This window comes from Pseudomonas putida group bacterium ESBL64 (assembly GCF_045277175.1).
Classification (GTDB): domain Bacteria; phylum Pseudomonadota; class Gammaproteobacteria; order Pseudomonadales; family Pseudomonadaceae; genus Aquipseudomonas; species Aquipseudomonas alloputida.
Window position 1 is genome coordinate 3,994,619 of the sequence record NZ_CP145799.1, and the last position, 18,958, is coordinate 4,013,576.

Genomic DNA, 18,958 nt, shown 5'->3' on the forward strand with positions numbered 1-18,958 from the left:
GCGACATTCCATGACTGAACTAGGCTACAGAGGGCCGCTTTAATGGCAACCCGAACCCATTTCCCCCCGAAACAATGGTGAATCCAATGACACGACATACGCTGAGCTGGATGGCCCTTTTCACTGCGTTGGCGCTCCCGGGGGTGGCGTTGGCCCACCATGCCATGGAGAAGGATGGCAAGTGGGTCGATGATGCCGACATGACCCTGTACACCTTTGACAAGGATGCGGGTGGCAAGTCGATGTGCAATGGCGAGTGCGCCAAGAACTGGCCACCGTTGATGGTCAAGAAAGAAGACGAAGCACCGAAGGATAAATGGACCCATGTAGAGCGGGACGACGGTTCGATGCAGTGGGCTTACGACGGCAAGCCGCTGTATACCTTCATCAAGGACAAGAAGGCCGGTGACATGACCGGTGACGGCATGAAAGACGTCTGGCACGTTGCCAAGCCTTGAGACAGCCGGGGCCGCTGTGCGGCCCATCGCGACACAAGGCCGCTCCCACATGGTTCGACGTACGCTGATCAATGTGTGCGGCCTTGTGTCGCGATGGGCTGCGCAGCAGCCCCAAACTACTCAGCGCAACGCGTAATCCAGCACAACTCCGATAAACACCAGCATCCCCGCCCAGTGGTTGTGCAGAAACGCCTTGAAGCACGATTCCCGGTCCAGCTTGCGTGTTGACCAGTATTCCCAGGCAAAGCACGCCGCCGCACCCAGCAACCCAAGGTGGAACCAGCCACCCAGGTCGAAGCGGCTACCGGCCAGCAACAGGCAGCCCAGCGACAGCAACTGCAGGGTCAGGATGATGCTGCGATCAGCGTCGCCGAACAGGATCGCAGTGGATTTCACACCAATTTTCAGGTCGTCATCGCGGTCGACCATGGCGTAATAGGTGTCATAACCCACCGTCCACAGCAGGTTGGCGATATACAGCAGCCAGGCGCCGGCCGGCAACTCACCGCCAGCGGCTGTAAAAGCCATGGGAATGCCCCACGAATACGCCGCCCCCAGCACCACCTGCGGGTAGTAGGTGTAGCGCTTCATGAACGGGTAGCAGAACGCCAAGGCCACCGCCCCGAACGACAGCCAGACGGTGCGGCTGTTGGTGCACAGCACCAGCAGGAAACTCACCCCGACCAGAATCGCGAACAGTGTCAGCGCCTCGCGTGGCCGCACCCGGCCGCTGGCCAAGGGGCGGTCTGCTGTGCGCTTGACGTGGCCGTCAACCTTGCGGTCGGCAAAGTCGTTGATGCAGCAGCCGGCGGCGCGCATCAGCACCACACCAAGGCCGAAGATGAGCACATTGGCCAGGGTGGGTGACCCATTGCCGGCAATCCACACTGCCGACAGGGTCGGCCACAACAGCAGGTAGATGCCTATCGGCCGGTCCATACGGCTGAGCTGGACGAAGTCCCAGGCCCGTGGGTGCAGGCGGTTGAGCGACTTGAGCAGTTGCAGGTACATCAGCGGTTTTCCTCCTTGGCCGCTTGCCACAATGCCGGCAGAAACACTTCTGCCACCAGCAGGTCCAGACCGTTGCGCTCGAAGCGCGAGCGGCGGCCCCAAAGCGCCGCATGTGCAGCTTCGGACGGCAGCCATGCCTGTGGGTAAGTACACACTTCGAGCGGATGACGGATGAACGCCTGGTCGCAGAACAGCAGCTCGCCCAGCGAGCGGCTGCCCAAGGATTCCAGGTCCAGGCCACCACGTTCCAGTGCGCTACGGCTGGCCACGCTGCGGGCGAACACCCAAGGTTGGCCATGGCCGCGCAGGTACACTTCGCGCACCCAGCCTTCGGCGCCAGCAGCGATGCCCAGCGCTTGGCATTCGTCATCGCGCAGCAGCTGCCAGCCCTCGAACAGCGGGGTGACGGAAAAGTGATCGATGGACAGACGGGTCAGGCGGCGGGTCAGCGAGCCCTCGTCGAACAGCCAGTCAAGGGTGGGCTGGTCGATGTCGGTCGCCAGCTGTGAATACGGCAGCCACGCGACAGCGGCTGCTTGCGGGGATTCGTACGACACGTCGGTATGCTTTGTTACAGCCAGAGAGGCGGCGAGCTTAGCATGATTGCCCCAACTGCTTGCATACTGCCGGCAGGGCCGCTACAAAGCCCCACGCATTGCGCGCTGGCCCCATTCGCGGGCAAGCCCGCCCGGCCTGCGCGGTCACTGTAGGCGCGGGCTTGCCCGCCAAGAGGCCATCAGCCGCAACACAAGCCCCAGCCTGAACCGAGGAAATAGACCTGATGAAAAAGTGGCAATGTATTGTCTGTGGCCTGATCTACGACGAAGCCGAAGGCTGGCCCGACGACGGCATCGCCCCCGGCACCCGTTGGGAGGATGTGCCCGAGGACTGGCTGTGCCCCGACTGTGGCGTCGGCAAAAGCGACTTTGAAATGATCTCCATCGGTTAATCGAGGAAAGCACGACATGACGCCCCCTGTGGTAATCATCGGTACCGGCCTTGCGGGCTACAACCTGGCCCGTGAATTTCGCAAGCTCGATACGCAGACGCCGCTGTTGCTGATCACCGCCGACGATGGTCGTTCGTACTCCAAGCCGATGCTTTCCATGGGCTTTGCCAAGCAGAAGGACGCCGACGGCCTGTGCATGGCTGAGGCGGGTGCCATGGCCGAGCAATTGAACGCCGAGGTCCGCACCCATACCCGCATCAGCGGCATCGACCCGGGCCACAAGCGGCTGTGGATCGGCGAAGAGGCCGTGGAATACCGCGATCTGGTGCTGGCCTGGGGGGCGCAGACCGTGCAAGTGCCGATCGAGGGTGATGGCGGCCATCTGGTATTCCCGATCAACGATCTGGAGGACTACGCGCGCTTCCGTGCTGCCGCCGCGGGCAAGCAGCGTGTCCTGATCCTCGGCGCCGGCCTGATCGGCTGCGAATTCGCAAACGACATGAGCCTGGGTGGTTTCAAGGTCGACGTTGTGGCGCCGTGTGAACAGGTCATGCCGACCCTGCTGCACCCGGCCGCTGCGGCGGCTGTACAGGGTGGGCTGGAGGGGCTGGGAGTACGCTTTCACTTGGGGCCGGTGCTGACCCGCCTGCAGCAGGTGACCCAAGGCCTGGAGGCGCACCTGTCGGATGGCAGCGTGATTGCCTGCGACCTGGTGGTTTCGGCCATCGGCCTGCGCCCACGTACCGACCTGGCTGCCGCAGCTGGGCTGCAGACCAATCGAGGTGTAAGCGTAGACCGCGAGCTACGTACATCACACGCCAACATCTTCGCCCTTGGCGACTGTGCCGAAGTCGATGGCATCAACCTGCTGTACGTGATGCCGCTGATGAGCTGTGCCCGGGCGCTGGCGCAAACCCTGGCCGGCAAGCCGACGGCAGTTTTCTACGGGCCGATGCCTATCACCGTGAAAACCCCGGCCTGTCCGCTGGTCGTCTCGCCAGCGCCACAGGGTTGCGAAGGCACCTGGCAGGTAGAGGGGCAGGGCAGTGACCTCAAGGTGCTCTGCCTTGATGCCGACGGCAAGTTGCTGGGCTACGCCCTGACCGGAGCGGCGGTGATGGAGAAGCTGGCGCTGAATCGTCAGTTACCAGCGGTTATGGCGTAAATAGCGGCTGTTCTGTCGGATTTATCCTGTTGTTGCCTGCACAATGGCCGCCCAGATACTGGCGCGGCCCCTGAGCTCGTGCCATTCTCACTCCCGTCTGCCGCAGATTAGAGCCTGCGGTGCCTTGAGCGCTGCTCCCAGAGGCAGCACGGCATAACAACAAGAATTCCGTCAAAGAGGCTTCACTATGCGCAAACCAGAACTCGCCGCCGTCATCGCCGATAAGGCTGATCTGACCAAGGAAAAGGCCAATCAGGTTTTGAACGCGATTCTCGACAGCATTACCGGTGCCCTGGACAAGGACACCGTGACCTTGGTCGGTTTCGGCACCTTCGAAAAACGTCATCGCGGCGCGCGTACCGGCAAGAACCCGCAAACTGGGGAACCGGTCAAGATCAAGGCCAGCAATACCGTGGCCTTCAAGCCTGGCAAGAACCTGCGCGACAGCGTTAACGCCCCCGCCAAGCCAGCCAAGAAAGGCAAGTGATCGCTCCCTGACAACCCCAGTGTCGGCCAAGCGGGCGCCCCAAGGCGCCCGTTGTGCTTTCTGGAGGCAAAATGTTTCGAACTTGCATAAATAGTTCTGGAAAAGGATAAACTGCGCGCCTTAGTCACTTTTCATTCGAGGCGCGTTGATGAAGTTTCGCTTTCTTCTCTGGGCCATGGGGCTGTTGATGGCCAGGGCCAGCCGTAATAACCCCGCATTCCAGCAGCAGCTCAAGGGCAAGGACCTGGTGTTCCAGATGCAGACCCTGGACGGCAAGGTCGCCCGACACTTCATCGTCCACAACGAACGCATCAGCAGCAAGGGCGGCGCGCACCCACAGCCGGCGTTCGCCATTGCCTTCAGGGACGCCGCTTATGGCTTCGCCACCATGCAGGCGGGTAACAAGCAGCTGGCGTTCATGCAGGGGATTCAGGAAAAGCACATCCAGATCAAGGGCAATCCGGCGCTGGTGATGTGGTTCCAGGGGTTGATGAAATACCTGAAACCGAAGAAGAAAGGCTGAAACCCGACGGGGATGCTGACGCTTTACCTGTGGGAGCGGGCGTGCTCGCGAAACAAGCGACGCCGTGCATGGCACCGGTTTCGCCGGTGTTCGCGGGCATGCCCGCTCCCACAAGCTATGTGCTAATGCTTAATGCGGTGCATGGAACTGCGAAGCCAGCTCACGCAGCAGGTTCTCGGCTTCGAGCACCTTGTTCACCACATCCTCGGCCTTGTCCCGGGTAATGCTCAGGCGTTCCAACAGCTCGTCAGGAATCTCTTCCTGCGGCCCTGAGCCTATACCTCGCGAGCGCAGCAGGCGGGTGGCCAGGCACACCAAGTTGGGGAACGCGAAATATTCGCCGTCGTAGGCTGGATCGTGCTGAAAGCGCAAGGCAGTCGACAGCTCTTCTGGCATGTCCCACAGCTTCATCAGCCAGGCACCGATCTGTTCGCGGCTGATGCCCAGCAAGTGTTGTTCCACATAGGTGTGGTTCAAATGCGGGTTGACCTCAAGGTGGCGGCAAATCAGCGAAAAATGCGGTGGGAACACGTGCGCCAGCAGCAGGTAGCCAAAGTTGTGCAGTAGCCCGGCCAGGTAAGTCAGCCCGGCCTCGGGGCGTTCTGCGCGCGGCATGGCGCGGGTCAGGCCTTCGATGATCGCGGCGGTGTAGATCGATTGTTGCCAGTAGGGCGTGGCCTGCTGCGGGTGGTCTTTGGGCAGGCTCAAGGTCTTGCCCAGCGCCAGGCCCAAGGCCAGGTTGATCACCAGGTCGAAACCCAGCACACGCACGATGGCGTCTTCTACCGAGCGGATCTTGCCCGGTGATCCATAGTAGGGCGATGCAGCCCAGCTCACCACCTGTGCCGCCAGCGCCGGGTCGGTTTCGACTACGCCGGTGATGTCGTCGATGCTGGCGTTGGGATCTACCCGCAGCTTGATGATCTTCTGCGCGGTGTCGGCGAGCGGTGGAATTTCGATGGTCTCTTCCAGGCGTTTCTGAATGCGTCGGGCAGTGAAGGCCTGGACCGCATCGGTGATTTCCCGGGTGTCGTCATCGGGGCGGTCGAGATTGGGGCTGATCGCTTCGACTTGCTGGCCAAAGCTGCTGGCGCTGGCCTTGGCCAGCATGCGCTTGAAGTGTGCGCGTTCGATTTCCAGCAACAGGCCGGCTTCGCCTGACTGGATAAAGACAGTTTCGGCGTCGAGCAGGCTCTTTTCGTACTGACATGGCGAGCTGGTCAGCGCCGGGATGCCCGGCAGGGCCTTGAGGTGGTGCTTGTCGAGCATCTGCTTCAGGCGCGGCACCGACACCGCGGTCAGCTTGCGCCCGGTCAGCTCGGCCAGGCGGTTGAGGTCCAGCAGGTGGCTCTGCGGGAACAGCACCATGAGGGCGCCGACCTCGTCGTCGAGAAGGACAGCCTGCACCCGCGAAGCCGCAGGCAGGTGCGAGTGTTCGACCACCTGGCGGTAGGGCACGCCGAGCTTGTCGAGCAGCAGCCTGATGACGGAGGGGGCGTGTGGGGTTGCGGTGTCCAGGGCAACTTCAGTCATGGTCCGTATCCACTGTTTCTTTTAAACGCGAAGTATAACCAGCCTGCGAGCAAATCTGGATCCATTCTGGGACTGGCGTCACACTTGGCCATATTGTTGGCCGTGGCGCAGCCAGCGGTCCAGCAGCGGGCTGACGTGTTCCGGCCAGCGTGATACCAAGGCCTGGGCCGCGTCGCGCACGGCCGGCAGCAGGTCGGCGTCGCGCATCAGGTCGGCGACCTTGAACTGCAGCAGACCGGTCTGGCGGGTGCCGAGCATCTCACCCGGGCCCCGCAGTTCAAGGTCTTTTTCGGCGATGATGAAGCCGTCGTTGGTCTCGCGCATGATCCCCAAGCGCTCGCGGCCGATCTGCGACAGCGGCGGGTGGTACAGCAGCACGCAATGGCTCACGGCACTGCCTCGGCCTACCCGGCCGCGCAGCTGGTGCAACTGTGCAAGGCCCAGGCGCTCGGGGTTCTCGATGATCATCAGGCTGGCGTTGGGCACGTCCACGCCCACCTCGATGACCGTGGTGGCGACCAGAAGCTGCAGGTTGCCAGCCTTGAACTCGGCCATGATCTCGGCTTTTTCCGCCGGTTTCATGCGCCCGTGGATCAACCCCACCCTCAGCTCGCCTAGCGCGCTGCCAAGCTCCTCGTAGGTGCTTTCGGCGGCCTGGCAGGTGAGTTCTTCGGACTCTTCGATCAGCGTGCATACCCAATAGGCCTGGCGCCCCTCGGCGCAGGCGGCGCGTACCCGCTCGACCACTTCGAAGCGGCGGCTGTCGGCCACCAGCACGGTGTTCACCGGCGTACGGCCTGGCGGCAACTCGTCGAGCACCGAGGTGTCCAGGTCGGCGTAGGCGCTCATGGCCAGCGTGCGCGGAATAGGTGTGGCGGTCATGATCAACTGGTGCGGGCACAGTTCGCCGGCCACGCCCTTCTTGCGCAGGGCCAGGCGCTGCTGCACGCCGAACCGGTGCTGTTCGTCGATGATCGCAAGGGCCAGGTGCTTGAACCTTACCTCTTCCTGGAACAGCGCGTGGGTGCCGACCACCATGGGTGCACCGTTGGCGATCTGCTCCAGGGAAGCAGCCCGGGCCTTGCCCTTGAGTTTGCCGGCTAGCCAGGCGACTTCGATGCCCAGCGGTTCCAGCCAGCGCTTGAAGGTAATGTAGTGCTGCTCGGCGAGGATCTCGGTGGGTGCCATCAATGCCACCTGGTAGCCAGCCTCCAGCGCCTGCAGCGCCGCCAGTGCTGCGACCACGGTCTTGCCGGCACCCACGTCGCCCTGCACCAGGCGCATCATCGGTTCGTGTTGGCTAAGGTCGTAGGCAATTTCGTTGGCTACCCGCTGCTGCGCGCCGGTCGGCTGGAAGCCCAGGTTAGCCAGGTATTGCGCCTGCAGGCGCGTGGCCTTGGGCAGTACCGGCGCACGCAGGCTGCGCAGGCTTTCGCGCAGGCGTTGCTGCGACAGCTGATGGGTCAGCAACTCTTCGAAGGCCAGGCGGTGTTGAGCCCAGTGCTGGCCTTCGGCGAGCTCGTCGAGGTCAGCGTCGGCCGGCGGGTTGTGCAGGTAGCGGATGGCTTCGTCCAAGGGTGCCAGCTGGTAGTCCCGGGCAAGTTCGTCAGGCAGCCAGTCGGGCAGGCTACGCGGGCCAAGCAGCGCAAGGCTCTGCTGGCACAACAGGCGCAGGCGTTGCTGGGTAAGGCCTTCGGTGGACGGGTAGATCGGCGTCAGGGTCTGCTCCACCGGTGGTGGTGGCTCGTTGCCGTTCAGCGCACGGTACTCCGGGTGGTAGATTTCCAGGCCCGAAGCGCCGGGGCGGGCTTCTCCGTAGCAGCGCAGGTGGGTGCCCCGCTTCAGGCCCTCCTTCTGCGCGTTGCTGAAGTGGTAGAAGCGCAATGTCAGCACACCGCTCCCGTCGCCCAGGCGCACCACCAGGCTGCGGCGCTTGCCCATGGTCACATCGGCACCACTGACCACGCCCTCGATAACCGCGTCCTGGCCGGGACGCAGTTGGCCGATTGGCACCACGCGCGTACGGTCCTGGTAGCGCAGGGGCAGGTGGAACAACACGTCCTGCAGGTTTTCCAGGCCGACCTTGGCGAGTTTCTCCGCCATAGCCTCGCCCACACCTTTCAGTACTGTGACCGGGACCTTCGACAGCTCACTCATGACTCAGGCCGGTTGTTCCGCAGGGTTTTTGGCGACCGAGCACAGGCGGATCGAATCGGCGAGGATCTCGATGGCCTTTGGCCGCGGGAAGCTGGCGCGCCAGGCGATGGCGACCGTGCGGAACGGTGCCGGTGCCGTCAGCGGGCGCACTTCGATGACGCCGGGGGCATAGTGATGGCTGTGCACTGCCGACAGCGGCAAGATCGATACGCCAAGGCCGGAAGCCACCATGTGACGGATGGTTTCCAGCGAGCTGGACTCAACCGTGGTGTGCCGTGAGCCTTCACCCCCCTTGTTCAGGGTAGGGCAGGCTTCCAGTACCTGGTCACGGAAGCAGTGGCCCTCACCAAGCAGCAGCAGGCTCTTGTCGTTGAGCATGGCGGTGTCGATGGTCTTCTTCGCCGTCCATGGGTGGTCGGCAGGCATCAGGGCGCAAAACGGTTCGTCGTATAGCGGTAGCGTCAGCACGTCGGCTTCGTTGAACGGCAGGGCGATGATCACCGCGTCCAGTTCGCCGTTGCGCAGCTTTTCGCGCAGTACGTGGGTGAAGTTTTCTTCGATGTACAGCGGCATTTGCGGCGCTACGCGGTGCAGCTGCGGGATCAGGTGCGGGAACAGGTAGGGGCCGACGGTGTAGATAGCGCCGACCTTGAGCGGAGCGGTCAGCTGATTTTTGCCGGCCTGGGCCAGCTCGCGAATGCCTTGGGCCTGCTCCAGTACCTTCTGCGCTTGGGCGACGATGTTTTCGCCGACCGGGGTCAGACGTACTGCGCTTTTGCTGCGCTCGAAGATCAGAACGCCAAGCTCGTCCTCGAGCTTCTTCACACCGACCGACAGGGTGGGTTGGCTCACGTGACAGCGCTCGGCGGCATGGCCGAAGTGCTGTTCCTGGGCGAGTGTGACGATGTAGCGTAATTCTGTGAGGGTCATAACGTGCGTCCATGAAGTTGCGAGCCCAGCATAGCGGCTGCAATTGATAGACGCACGTTATCAGACTTGCCGAATTGTGACAGAAACAAAAGTCTTAGCGGCGGTCCAGTGAGTAGACGAACGGTGCCACGACTTCAATCGTGCCATTGTTCAGCAACTCGGGTGGCGGCTTGGGTACCGTGCCGGCCCGACGGATCATTTCCAGGGTCGCCCGGTCCAGTGCGGCACTGCCCGAGCCACCGGCCATGGAGTACGACACGACCTTGCCTTCGGCGTCGACCACGAAGCGCAGGCGGTTCATGCCTTGCAGGCCACGACGGCGCGCGTCTTCCGGGTAACGCTTGTACTTGGCAAGGTGGCGCAGCAGGTCGCTCTGCCAGGTTGGCAGGGCGTTGCTGTTGGACGCAATGCTCGGTGCCGGTGCCGCGGACTTCTGCGGTGGCGTGTTGCTGGGCGGTGCGTCCACCGTTTGCTCGGTGGGTGGTGCTTCCTTCGGCGGCTCAGGCTTTTTCTCGGGCTTGGGCGGCTGCGGCTTGGCCTTTGGCTTGGGCGGCTTGGGGATGGCGATCTTGGGTTTGGGCGCTTCTGCCAGCTTCGGCAACGGTGGTTCCTCGACCGGTGCCGGTGGCTGCGGAGCTGCCTTTGGGGGTGGTGGTGGCGCAGGCTCCGGCAACGGTGCCAGTTCGACCATCATCGCTGCCGGGGGCAGTTCGATGGCCTGTGGTACCGACCAGTTGAGCGTCAGCAGCACGGCGACCACGTGCACACCCAGCACGATCGCCAGGCTGCCACCGTAGCGCGCCATGTTAGAGCGCGTTTTCATCATTTCTTGGCTGCCGTCTCGAGACCTACCAGACCGACTTTCAGGTAGCCGGCCGCGCGCATGTTGTTCATCACCTCCATCAGGTCGCCGTAATCCACGCCTTTGTCAGCCTGGAAGAAGATGGTGGTTTCCTTGTCACCCTTGGTCTTGGCGTCGAGCATCGGGCCAAGCTGGTCGGGTGCAGCAACCTGATCGTCGCCGACATACAGCTTCTGGTCGGCCTTGACGCTGACGAACACCGGTTTCTCTGGCCTTGGCGCCGGTTTGGCGGTTGAGGCCGGCAGGTCGACCTTGATGTCGACCGTGGCCAAGGGGGCGGCGACCATGAAGATGATCAGCAGCACCAGCATCACGTCGATGAACGGCGTAACGTTGATTTCGTGGTTTTCGGCGAGGTCGTCGCCACCTTCGTTGAGATGCAGGCCCATGGCTTACCCCACTTTCACCATGTGCGGGGCGGCGCGCTCGCTACCCTGGTGGTCCAGATCACGGCTGACCAGCAGCAGTACCTGAGCGGAGGCATCGGACACCTGTGCCTTGTAACCGGCAATGGAGCGGGCGAAGACGTTGTAGATGACCACGGCCGGGATTGCCGCGACCAGGCCCAGAGCAGTGGCCAGCAGCGCTTCGGCGATACCTGGGGCAACGACGGCCAGGTTGGTGGTCTGGGTCTTGGCGATGCCGATGAAGCTGTTCATGATGCCCCATACGGTACCGAACAGGCCAACGAACGGTGCGGTGGAGCCGATGGTTGCGAGGACGCCGGTGCCGCTGCTCATGGTACGGCCGCTGGCATGCACCAGGCGCTCCAGACGGAAGCTGACGCGCTCCTTGATGCCTTCTTTTTCGCGAGCGTTAGTCGAAAGACGCATCTCTTCGAGGGCATCGTGGACCAGGGTATGGGCCAGGGTGCCTTCCTTGTTGGAGACTTCGCTGGCTTCCTTCAGGGTGGTGGACTTCTTCAACTGGGCGATTTCACCCCGCAGGCGGCGCTTGGCGCCCATCAGCTCGAAGCCTTTGGCAATCCAGATGGTCCAGGTGATGATGGAGGCGATGGCCAGGCCGATCATGACGATCTTCACCACGATGTCGGCGTTCTTGTACATGCCCCATGGGGACAGGTCATGGGCCATGCCCAGCGAGGTGTCTTCGACCAGGGCTTGAACGCTTGGGTCTGCATCTGCCGGGTTGGTGGCAGTGGCACCAGGCGCCGGCGCATCGACCGGGGCAGCAGCGGATGCGGCCGGGGCAGTAGCAGCCGCAGGTGTGGCTGCGTTGGTGGTTGGTTCATCGGCCATGGCCACCGGGGCCAGCACCAGGCTGAGTGTCAGCGCGGCGATGGCGCGCCAGGCGCGCGACGGGGTTGGCGAAGCGGAAGGTTGAGTACGTGTCATGCTGGCCGGACCTGATGAAGAAAAAGTGAACGTTCTCCAAGGCCTCGATGTAGGCCGAGAACAATTTGGCGGCCATTATTGCAAGTAATTCTTGTTAACAAAAGTAATATTGTAGCTTTTTTCGCCTATGGTCTAGCCGCCCATCGTGTAGCGTGGCCAGGCTGATCAATTGGTCTAGGGAGTTTAGAGATGTCAGACCTTTCCGTGATGGTGGTGGGTTGTGGTGATGTGGGTGGGCGTCTGGCCAAGCAGATGTTGGCTAAAGGCTGGCAGGTGAGCGGCCTGCGCCGTTCTGTTGGTCAGCTGCCCGCAGGGGTTCAGCCGGTTGCCGCAGATTTGGCCGAACCGTCGATACCGCAGGCCTGGCCACAGGGCCCGCTGGACTACCTGGTGTACTGCGTGGCGGCCAGCCAGCACGATGAGGCGGGTTACCAAGCAGCCTATGTCGATGGTTTGCGCCATGTGTTGGCCTGGTTGGCCGAGCGTGGCCAGCGCCCGCGTCGCCTGCTGTTCGTCTCAAGCAGCAGTGTGTATGCGCAGAAAGGCGGCGAGTGGATAGAGGAGGGCGCTGCCACCGAGCCTGAGGGCTATTCCGGGCGTGTGATGTTGGAGGCTGAACGGTTGGCACTGGCCAGCGGCATCCCGGCGAGCGTGGTCCGCCTGACCGGTATCTATGGCCCAGGGCGCGAGTGGTTGCTGAGCCAGGTGCGTCAGGGTTACCGCGTTGCCGAGGAGCCGCCGCTGTATGGCAACCGCATTCATGCCGAAGATGCCGCCAGCCTGCTGGCGTTTCTGCTGCAGGCCGATGCTGATGGCAAGGCTCTGGACGACTGCTACATTGGCGTTGATGACGACCCGGCGCCGCTGGCCGATGTGGTGGCCTGGCTGCGGGCGTACATGGGGGTTACCGAATGGTCCGATGAGCAGCGGGTGCGGCGTACTGGCAGCAAGCGCTGCAGCAATGCGCGGGCGCGGGCGCTGGGCTGGGCGCCTGAGTATCCGAGCTACAAGGAAGGCTACGCCGCGATCCTGGCAGGAAAAGCCTAGCTGGCAAGTGGCGCGATGCCTTGTTGGGAGCGGCCTTGTGTCGCGAAAGGGCCGCAAAGCGGCCCCTGAATTTCAGTGTGACGGCATAGCCTGCCGGGGCTGCTTCGCAGCCCTATCGCGACACAAGGCCCCCACAGGGGCCGCGCATCATCTCAGCTGCGCTCCAGCGCCCACTGACGCTTGCCCGCTGCCAGTTCTGGCATTTCATCCGGCTGTGCACGGTTCACTGCCTGGAAAATCTCCAGCTTGTCACCATCGCGCTTGATGATGAACGGTGCACCACGCTGGTTGCGCTCCAGCCACAGGCTGTCATTGTTGCCACCCATGGTCGCGCAATCACCTGCCAGGCACAGGGCGAAGCGGTCCGGCCCCGGTAGGCCGGTGACGTTGCCGGTATCGCTGAAGCGTACACTGGCACCTTTGCCTTGGCCGTCGACGATCTTCCAGTCACCACCCAGGTAGGCCTGGTAAAGCGCTTTCTCGAAGCTGCTGCCCAGTGGTGCATTGGCTGTCGCCGGTGTCTTGGCGCGCACGAAGGTTTGCTTGGCGCCGTTCTGGGCGACGGCCAGCAGCTCGTCGCCATCGAGCGAAAGCTGCTCGGTCTGGCCGCCTTGGAAACGGGCCTGCCATTGCTTTTCATTGGCGCTCAGCTGGCCGTCAGCGGCCTCGAAACCATTGCTATAGCTAGCTTGCTGATTGGCCACGTCGAGCTTCCACTCGAACACTGGGCCGTGCTCATTCAGCGCCTGGCGCAGGCTGCCGGCTTTGACCGCCGCAGTGATGGCTTCCTGGTTGATCCAGATACCGTTGAAATCTTCGGGTTTGTGGCTGGTGCAGCCGCCCAGTAGCAGGGCTGCCAGCGCGAAGGGCAGTGCTTGACGCATGACGGGGTAACCTTGCAGAGGAAGGAGGGTGACGGGCAGGGCCCGTCACCAGGGCATCATTCGATGACCAGGATGGCGTCCATTTCGACCTGGGAGCCTTTCGGCAACGCGGCAACGCCGATGGCGGCGCGGGCCGGGTAGGGCTGTTCGAAGTAGCGGCCCATCACCTCGTTTACCTTGGCGAAGTGGCTCAGGTCTGTGAGGAAGATGTTCAGTTTCACGATGTCCTTGAACGAACCGCCAGCAGCTTCAGCCACGGCCTTGAGGTTCTCGAACACCTGCACGGTCTGGGCTTCGAAGCCTTCGACCAGTTCCATGGTCTTCGGGTCCAGAGGGATTTGGCCCGACATGTACACGGTGTTGCCGGCCTTGATCGCCTGCGAGTAGGTGCCGATGGCGGCAGGGGCCTTGTCGCTGTTGATGACGGTTTTGCTCATGATGACTCCTTGCGGTTGGCGGACTACGTACGCATGCGGGTGATGCGGACCACACCGGTCAGGGTACGCAGCTTCTTGATCACACGCGCCAGGTGCACGCGGTCGTGCACGCTGACCACCAGTTGGACCACGCTGATACGGCCGTCGCGTTCGTCCATGCTGATCTTTTCAATGTTGCCGTCGGCGGCGTTGACGCTGCTGGCCAGCAGGGCGATCAGCCCGCGCTGGTGTTCCAGTTCGACACGCAGTTCGACATTGAACTCGCCAGTGATGTCCTTGGCCCAGGAGAGTTGCACGCACTTTTCGGGGTTGTGGCGGATTTCACTGATGTTGCGGCAGTTCTCCAGGTGCACGACCATGCCTTTGCCGGCCGACAGGTGGCCGACAATCGGGTCACCCGGGATCGGCGTGCAGCACTTGGCGTAGCTGAGCACCAGGCCTTCGGTGCCGCGGATCGCCAGCGGGCCTTCTGGCGCCGGCAGCTGTTCGCCTTCGGCCGACAGCAGGCGGCGCGCGACCACGTAGGCCATGCGGTTGCCCAGGCCGATGTCTTCGAGCAGATCTTCTATCAGCTCCAGGCGGTACTCGGCGAGAATAGACTCGATGCGTTCCTGGGGGATTTTCTCCAGGCTGCTGTCGAAGCCAGTGAGTACCTTGTTCAGCAGGCGCTCGCCCAGGCTGATGGATTCGGAGCGGCGCTGTTGCTTGAGCGCGTGGCGGATATTCGTGCGTGCCTTGCCTGAGACCACAAAGTTGAGCCAGGCCGGGTTTGGCCGAGCGCCCGGGGCGCTGACGATTTCCACTGTCGAGCCGCTTTGTAGCGGTTCGGACAGCGGCGCCAGGCGGCGGTTGATGCGGCACGCGATGCAACTGTTGCCAACGTCGGTGTGCACCGCGTAGGCGAAGTCGACGGCCGTGGAGCCTTTGGGCAACTCCATGATTCGGCCTTTGGGCGTGAACACGTAGACCTCGTCCGGGAACAGGTCGATCTTCACGCTCTCGATGAATTCCAGGGAGTTGCCGGCACGTTGCTGCAGTTCGAGGATACCCTTGACCCACTGGCGGGCACGCGCGTGGCTGCCCTTGGGCTGCTCGTCGTCGTTTGACTTGTACAGCCAGTGCGCGGCGATGCCGTTGTTGGCCATCTCTTCCATTTCGCGGGTGCGAATCTGGATTTCGATGGGCACGCCGTGCATGCCGAACAGGGTGGTGTGCAACGACTGGTAGCCGTTGGCCTTGGGGATCGCGATGTAATCCTTGAAGCGTCCGGGCAGCGGCTTGTACAGGTTGTGCACGGCGCCGAGCACGCGGTAGCAGGTGTCAACCTTGTCGACAATGATGCGGAAGGCATACACGTCCATGATCTCGTTGAAGGCACGGCGCTTGCCGCGCATCTTCTTGTAGATGCCATAGAGGTGTTTCTGCCGACCGCTGACTTCGCCCTCGATGCCGTCGGCGGCCAGGCAATTGGCCAGCGAGTGCTCGATCTTGGCGACGATCTCTTTGCGGTTGCCGCGTGCGCTCTTCACTGCACGATGAATCAGCGACGAGCGCATCGGGTGCATGGCCTTGAAGCCAAGGTCTTCGAACTCCACGCGCACGGTGTGCATCCCCAGGCGGTTGGCGATGGGGGCGTAGATCTCGAGGGTTTCCTTGGCGATGCGCCGGCGTTTTTCGCCAGACAGCACTTCCAGGGTGCGCATGTTGTGCAGGCGGTCGGCCAGCTTGACCAGGATCACGCGGATATCGCGGGCCATGGCCATGGCCATCTTCTGGAAGTTTTCCGCCTGCGCCTCGGCCTTGGTCTCGAAATTCATCTGGGTCAGCTTGCTGACCCCATCGACCAGTTCGGCCACGGTCTCGCCAAACTGCTGGCTGAGGGCTTCCTTGGCGATGCCGGTGTCTTCGATCACATCGTGCAGCATGGCCGCCATCAGGCTCTGATGGTCCATGTGCATGTCGGCGAGGATGCTGGCCACGGCCAGCGGGTGGGTCACGTAGGGCTCGCCACTGCGGCGGCGTTGCCCATCGTGGGCCTGTTCGGCGTAGAAATAGGCACGCCGAACCAGGTTGACCTGTTCGGGGCCAAGATAGGTCGAAAGCCGTTCGGCCAAGGCTTCTATACCCGGCATGGGTTCACCTCCTGCCGAGGAAGAGGGCCTTGCGCCGTACGACGTCGACCTGGCATCAATCAGACAGCCTCGTTGTTCTCGTCCTCGAACGCGGCGAACACCGGATCCTCGGTGACGATCTCTTCAGCGGCGATGAACTCGTTGGTGACGATGCCTTCGGCAATTTCACGCAGGGCAACAACGGTTGGCTTGTCGTTTTCCCACGCAACGCGTGGCTCTTTGCCGCCGGTCGCCAGCTGGCGAGCGCGCTTGGTCGAGAGCATGACCAGCTCAAAGCGGTTATCCACGTGTTCCAGGCAGTCTTCAACAGTTACGCGGGCCATGGTCTTCCTCAGTAGCAATTGCGGTGGGCGTGCAGCCCATTAATGGGCAGGCGGACTCGATAGTATAAAAATTCACCAGCCAATAGGGAAGCGCTGTTTTGCCGGGCGGTACCTGCAAACCCTGCGATGCCTTCTTCGCGGGTGAACCCGCTCCTACAGGGACCGCGTAGCTTGTAGCGGCGGGTTTACCCGCGAAAGAGCCGGAACAGACACCCTCAATGCATGAGCCTGACGATAACCTCAGAGCATCGCGTCACGCAACCGCGGGGTCAGCTCTTCGAACAAGGTCTGCACCGAGCGCAACGCCCGGCAATCCGGCCGGGTCAGCAACCACAGCTGAGTGTCGCAGCCGGGCAGGGGACCGCTGAGAGCATCCACCCCAGGCAGCGCATGCACCATGTAGTCCGGGAGTGCTGCCACGCCCAGGCCGGCCATTACCAACTGGGCGATGGTCGACATGCTGCTGCACTGGTAGCGCGGGCTCAGGCCCGGGTGTTGTTGGTTGCGCCAGACCACCGTAGGGTGGTCCTGCATCGAGTCGTCTGGTGCGATCCACGGCACGCTGGCGGGGGACTCGCTCAGGCGCTCGCGCCACTGTGGCTGGCCGCAGACTACATAGGAGGTCGAACCCAGGTTGCGGCCAACCAGGTGCTCCGGAGGTGTGTTGGTCAGGCGCAGGGCGATGTCGGCGTCGCGCCGGCTGAGGTTGGCGAAGGTATTGGAGGTGCCCATCTCCAGCGACAAAGCCGGGTAGTTGGACATGAACTCGGCCAGCGCCGGCAGCAACAGGCTGTGCATCACCGCCTCTGTGCAGGTCAGGCGCACCGTGCCGCTGACCACCTGCTCGCCACTGGTCATGGCAATGCGCGCCGCTTCCAGCGCCTGCTCGGCACGTTCGGCCTGCTCGGCCAAGGCCTGTGCGGTGTCAGTCGGCAGATAGCCCTTTCGGCTCTTGACGAACAAAGCAGTGCCCAGCGCCGACTCCAATCGGCGGATCGAGCGGAATACGGTCGAAACGTCGACTTTGAGCAGTTCGGCGGCTTTGGCCAGCGAGCGGCCACGTTCCAGTGCCAGGACCAGAGAGAGGTCTGCGTGGGTTATCTGATATTGCATTGATGCACGCTCTGCTTGCCAAATTGCCAATGTCTGTTGCGTCTGGGCCATTTTATAGTGAAACGGCCCCCCGGAATCAATGCGCCCGGTCGGGTAACCAGTCCCCACGATGGGAAAGTGAAAAGAACAACAGCTGCAACCATCGTCGCCCGTGAGGCGCCAGCCGTATCCCCACATCGCCGCAGCACATCAAAGGATGTACACCATGACGTCGGTAACCCCGTGCGCCAGTTCTTCCAGCGAGATGAATGACTTCCTCCAGGCCCATCCGGACACGCAGTACGTAGACCTGCTGATCTCCGACATGAATGGCGTGGTACGTGGCAAGCGCATCGAGCGGGCCAGCCTGCACAAGGTGTACGAGAAGGGCATCAACCTGCCCGCATCGCTGTTCGCCCTTGATATCAACGGTTCCACTGTCGAAAGCACCGGCCTTGGCCTGGACATCGGCGACGCCGACCGTATCTGTTTCCCGATCCCCGGCACCTTGTCGGACGAGCCGTGGCAGAAGCGCCCCACCGCCCAGCTGCTGATGACCATGCACGAGCTGGATGGCCAGCCGTTCTTCGCCGACCCGCGTGAAGTGCTGCGCCAGGTGGTGAGCAAGTTCGACGACCTGGGCCTGGATATTTGCGCCGCGTTCGAGCTGGAGTTCTACCTGATCGACCAGGACAACCTCAACGGCCGCCCGCAGCCGCCGCGCTCGCCGATCTCCGGCAAGCGCCCGCAGTCGACCCAGGTGTACCTGATCGACGACCTCGACGAGTACGCCGACTGCTTGCAGGACATGCTCGAAGCAGCCAAGGAACAGGGCCTGCCTGCCGACGCCATCGTCAAGGAAAGCGCCCCAGCGCAGTTCGAGGTCAACTTGCACCACGTGGCGGATCCGCTGAAGGCCTGCGACTATGCGATCCTGCTCAAGCGCCTGATCAAGAACGTCGCCTACGACCATGAAATGGACACCACCTTCATGGCCAAGCCCTACCCGGGCCAGGCAGGCAACGGCCTGCATGTGCACATTTCATTGCTGGACAAGAAAACCGGCAAGAACATCTTCGCCAGTGACGATCCGCTGCAAAGCGATACGCTGCGCCACGCCATTGGTGGCGTGCTGGAAACCATGCCGGCGTCGATGGCCTTCCTGTGCCCCAACATCAACTCCTACCGCCGCTTCGGTGCGCAGTTCTACGTGCCCAATGCGCCGAGCTGGGGCCTGGACAACCGCACCGTGGCCGTACGCGTGCCCACCGACAGCAGCGACAATGTGCGCCTTGAGCACCGTGTAGCCGGCGCCGATGCCAACCCGTACCTGATGCTCGCGGCGATCCTTGCCGGCGTTCACCATGGCCTGACCAACAAGGTCGAGCCCGAGGCACCGATCGAAGGCAACTCCTACGAGCAGCTGGAGCAAAGCCTGCCGAACAACCTGCGCGATGCCCTGCGCGCGCTGGATGACAGCGAAGTCCTCAACCAATACATCAGCCCGGACTACATCGATATCTTCGTGGCCTGCAAGGAAAGCGAACTGGCCGAGTTCGAAGTGTCGATTTCCGACCTCGAGTACAACTGGTACCTGCACACGGTGTAAGCCC

20 protein-coding genes are annotated in these 18,958 nt (G+C 62.6%); 7 read left to right on the forward strand and 13 right to left on the reverse strand.

Going from position 1 to position 18,958, the window contains the following annotated elements:
* Window positions 1-86 precede the first annotated feature (86 nt).
* Window positions 87-458 (forward strand): hypothetical protein, encoded by a 372-nt coding sequence (locus tag V6093_RS18195; protein ID WP_265977860.1) that lies wholly within the window; start codon window positions 87-89, stop codon window positions 456-458.
* A gap of 120 nt (window positions 459-578) precedes the next feature.
* Here V6093_RS18195 and ubiA read toward each other — a convergent pair whose 3' ends face one another.
* A complete protein-coding gene (gene ubiA, locus V6093_RS18200) occupies window positions 579-1,469 on the reverse strand; it encodes a 4-hydroxybenzoate octaprenyltransferase (protein WP_004575206.1) in 891 nt (296 codons plus the stop codon).
* A complete protein-coding gene (locus tag V6093_RS18205; RefSeq protein ID WP_004575207.1) occupies window positions 1,469-2,026 on the reverse strand; it encodes a chorismate lyase in 558 nt (185 codons plus the stop codon). The genes ubiA and V6093_RS18205 overlap by 1 nt, the downstream gene beginning before the upstream one ends.
* Window positions 2,027-2,250: 224 nt before the next feature.
* Here V6093_RS18205 and V6093_RS18210 point away from each other — a divergent pair, with 224 nt between their 5' ends.
* The 4 genes from V6093_RS18210 to V6093_RS18225 all read left to right on the forward strand — a co-directional run bounded on the left by V6093_RS18210 (window position 2,251) and on the right by V6093_RS18225 (window position 4,593).
* Window positions 2,251-2,418: a rubredoxin gene (locus V6093_RS18210; protein WP_003253349.1), complete on the forward strand. Its 168-nt coding sequence runs from the start codon at window positions 2,251-2,253 to the stop codon at window positions 2,416-2,418.
* A 16-nt stretch (window positions 2,419-2,434) separates the two neighbouring features.
* On the forward strand, window positions 2,435-3,583 hold the full coding sequence (locus V6093_RS18215; RefSeq protein WP_179053193.1) for an NAD(P)/FAD-dependent oxidoreductase: 1,149 nt from the start codon (window positions 2,435-2,437) through the stop codon (window positions 3,581-3,583).
* 187 nt (window positions 3,584-3,770) lie between these two features.
* Window positions 3,771-4,070: an HU family DNA-binding protein gene (locus tag V6093_RS18220; protein ID WP_003253355.1), complete on the forward strand. Its 300-nt coding sequence runs from the start codon at window positions 3,771-3,773 to the stop codon at window positions 4,068-4,070.
* 148 nt (window positions 4,071-4,218) lie between these two features.
* Window positions 4,219-4,593, forward strand: a complete 375-nt coding sequence (locus tag V6093_RS18225) for a hypothetical protein (RefSeq protein WP_003253357.1) — start codon at window positions 4,219-4,221, stop codon at window positions 4,591-4,593.
* A gap of 129 nt (window positions 4,594-4,722) precedes the next feature.
* Here the strand turns inward: V6093_RS18225 and V6093_RS18230 are convergent, their stop codons facing one another.
* The 6 genes from V6093_RS18230 to exbB all read right to left on the reverse strand — a co-directional run bounded on the left by V6093_RS18230 (window position 4,723) and on the right by exbB (window position 11,430).
* Complete coding sequence (locus tag V6093_RS18230; protein WP_012054109.1) at window positions 4,723-6,126, reverse strand: aminoacyl-tRNA deacylase and HDOD domain-containing protein; 1,404 nt, start codon at window positions 6,124-6,126, stop codon at window positions 4,723-4,725.
* Window positions 6,127-6,204: 78 nt separating this feature from the next.
* Entirely contained in the window at window positions 6,205-8,283 is a 2,079-nt protein-coding gene (gene recG, locus V6093_RS18235; protein ID WP_014861179.1) for an ATP-dependent DNA helicase RecG, read from the reverse strand.
* Window positions 8,284-8,286: 3 nt separating this feature from the next.
* Window positions 8,287-9,213 carry a hydrogen peroxide-inducible genes activator gene (locus V6093_RS18240; protein WP_003253362.1) on the reverse strand — a complete coding sequence of 309 codons (927 nt, stop codon included), beginning with the start codon at window positions 9,211-9,213 and terminating at the stop codon, window positions 8,287-8,289.
* A 94-nt stretch (window positions 9,214-9,307) separates the two neighbouring features.
* Window positions 9,308-10,039, reverse strand: coding sequence for an energy transducer TonB (locus V6093_RS18245; protein ID WP_003253366.1), 732 nt, complete (start codon window positions 10,037-10,039; stop codon window positions 9,308-9,310).
* Window positions 10,036-10,464 (reverse strand): TonB system transport protein ExbD, encoded by a 429-nt coding sequence (gene exbD / locus V6093_RS18250; RefSeq protein WP_003253367.1) that lies wholly within the window; start codon window positions 10,462-10,464, stop codon window positions 10,036-10,038. Before exbD ends, V6093_RS18245 begins: the two co-directional genes overlap by 4 nt.
* Window positions 10,465-10,467: 3 nt before the next feature.
* Complete coding sequence (gene exbB / locus V6093_RS18255; protein ID WP_003253369.1) at window positions 10,468-11,430, reverse strand: tonB-system energizer ExbB; 963 nt, start codon at window positions 11,428-11,430, stop codon at window positions 10,468-10,470.
* Between the two features lie 189 nt (window positions 11,431-11,619).
* Here exbB and V6093_RS18260 point away from each other — a divergent pair, with 189 nt between their 5' ends.
* Window positions 11,620-12,477: an SDR family oxidoreductase gene (locus V6093_RS18260; RefSeq protein WP_014861182.1), complete on the forward strand. Its 858-nt coding sequence runs from the start codon at window positions 11,620-11,622 to the stop codon at window positions 12,475-12,477.
* Between the two features lie 152 nt (window positions 12,478-12,629).
* Here V6093_RS18260 and V6093_RS18265 read toward each other — a convergent pair whose 3' ends face one another.
* The 5 genes from V6093_RS18265 to V6093_RS18285 form a co-directional block, all read right to left on the reverse strand.
* Window positions 12,630-13,361, reverse strand: a complete 732-nt coding sequence (locus V6093_RS18265; RefSeq protein ID WP_003253373.1) for a hypothetical protein — start codon at window positions 13,359-13,361, stop codon at window positions 12,630-12,632.
* A gap of 56 nt (window positions 13,362-13,417) precedes the next feature.
* Window positions 13,418-13,798, reverse strand: a complete 381-nt coding sequence (locus V6093_RS18270) for a RidA family protein (protein ID WP_003253379.1) — start codon at window positions 13,796-13,798, stop codon at window positions 13,418-13,420.
* A 23-nt stretch (window positions 13,799-13,821) separates the two neighbouring features.
* A complete protein-coding gene (gene spoT, locus V6093_RS18275) occupies window positions 13,822-15,930 on the reverse strand; it encodes a bifunctional GTP diphosphokinase/guanosine-3',5'-bis pyrophosphate 3'-pyrophosphohydrolase (RefSeq protein ID WP_047603718.1) in 2,109 nt (702 codons plus the stop codon).
* A gap of 59 nt (window positions 15,931-15,989) precedes the next feature.
* Window positions 15,990-16,253, reverse strand: a complete 264-nt coding sequence (rpoZ, locus tag V6093_RS18280; RefSeq protein WP_003253383.1) for a DNA-directed RNA polymerase subunit omega — start codon at window positions 16,251-16,253, stop codon at window positions 15,990-15,992.
* Window positions 16,254-16,493: 240 nt separating this feature from the next.
* A complete protein-coding gene (locus V6093_RS18285; protein WP_003253385.1) occupies window positions 16,494-17,366 on the reverse strand; it encodes a LysR family transcriptional regulator in 873 nt (290 codons plus the stop codon).
* Window positions 17,367-17,571: 205 nt separating this feature from the next.
* Between V6093_RS18285 and V6093_RS18290 the strand changes: the two genes are divergently transcribed.
* Window positions 17,572-18,954, forward strand: coding sequence for a glutamine synthetase family protein (locus V6093_RS18290; protein ID WP_003253387.1), 1,383 nt, complete (start codon window positions 17,572-17,574; stop codon window positions 18,952-18,954).
* The last annotated feature ends 4 nt before the right edge of the window (window positions 18,955-18,958 follow it).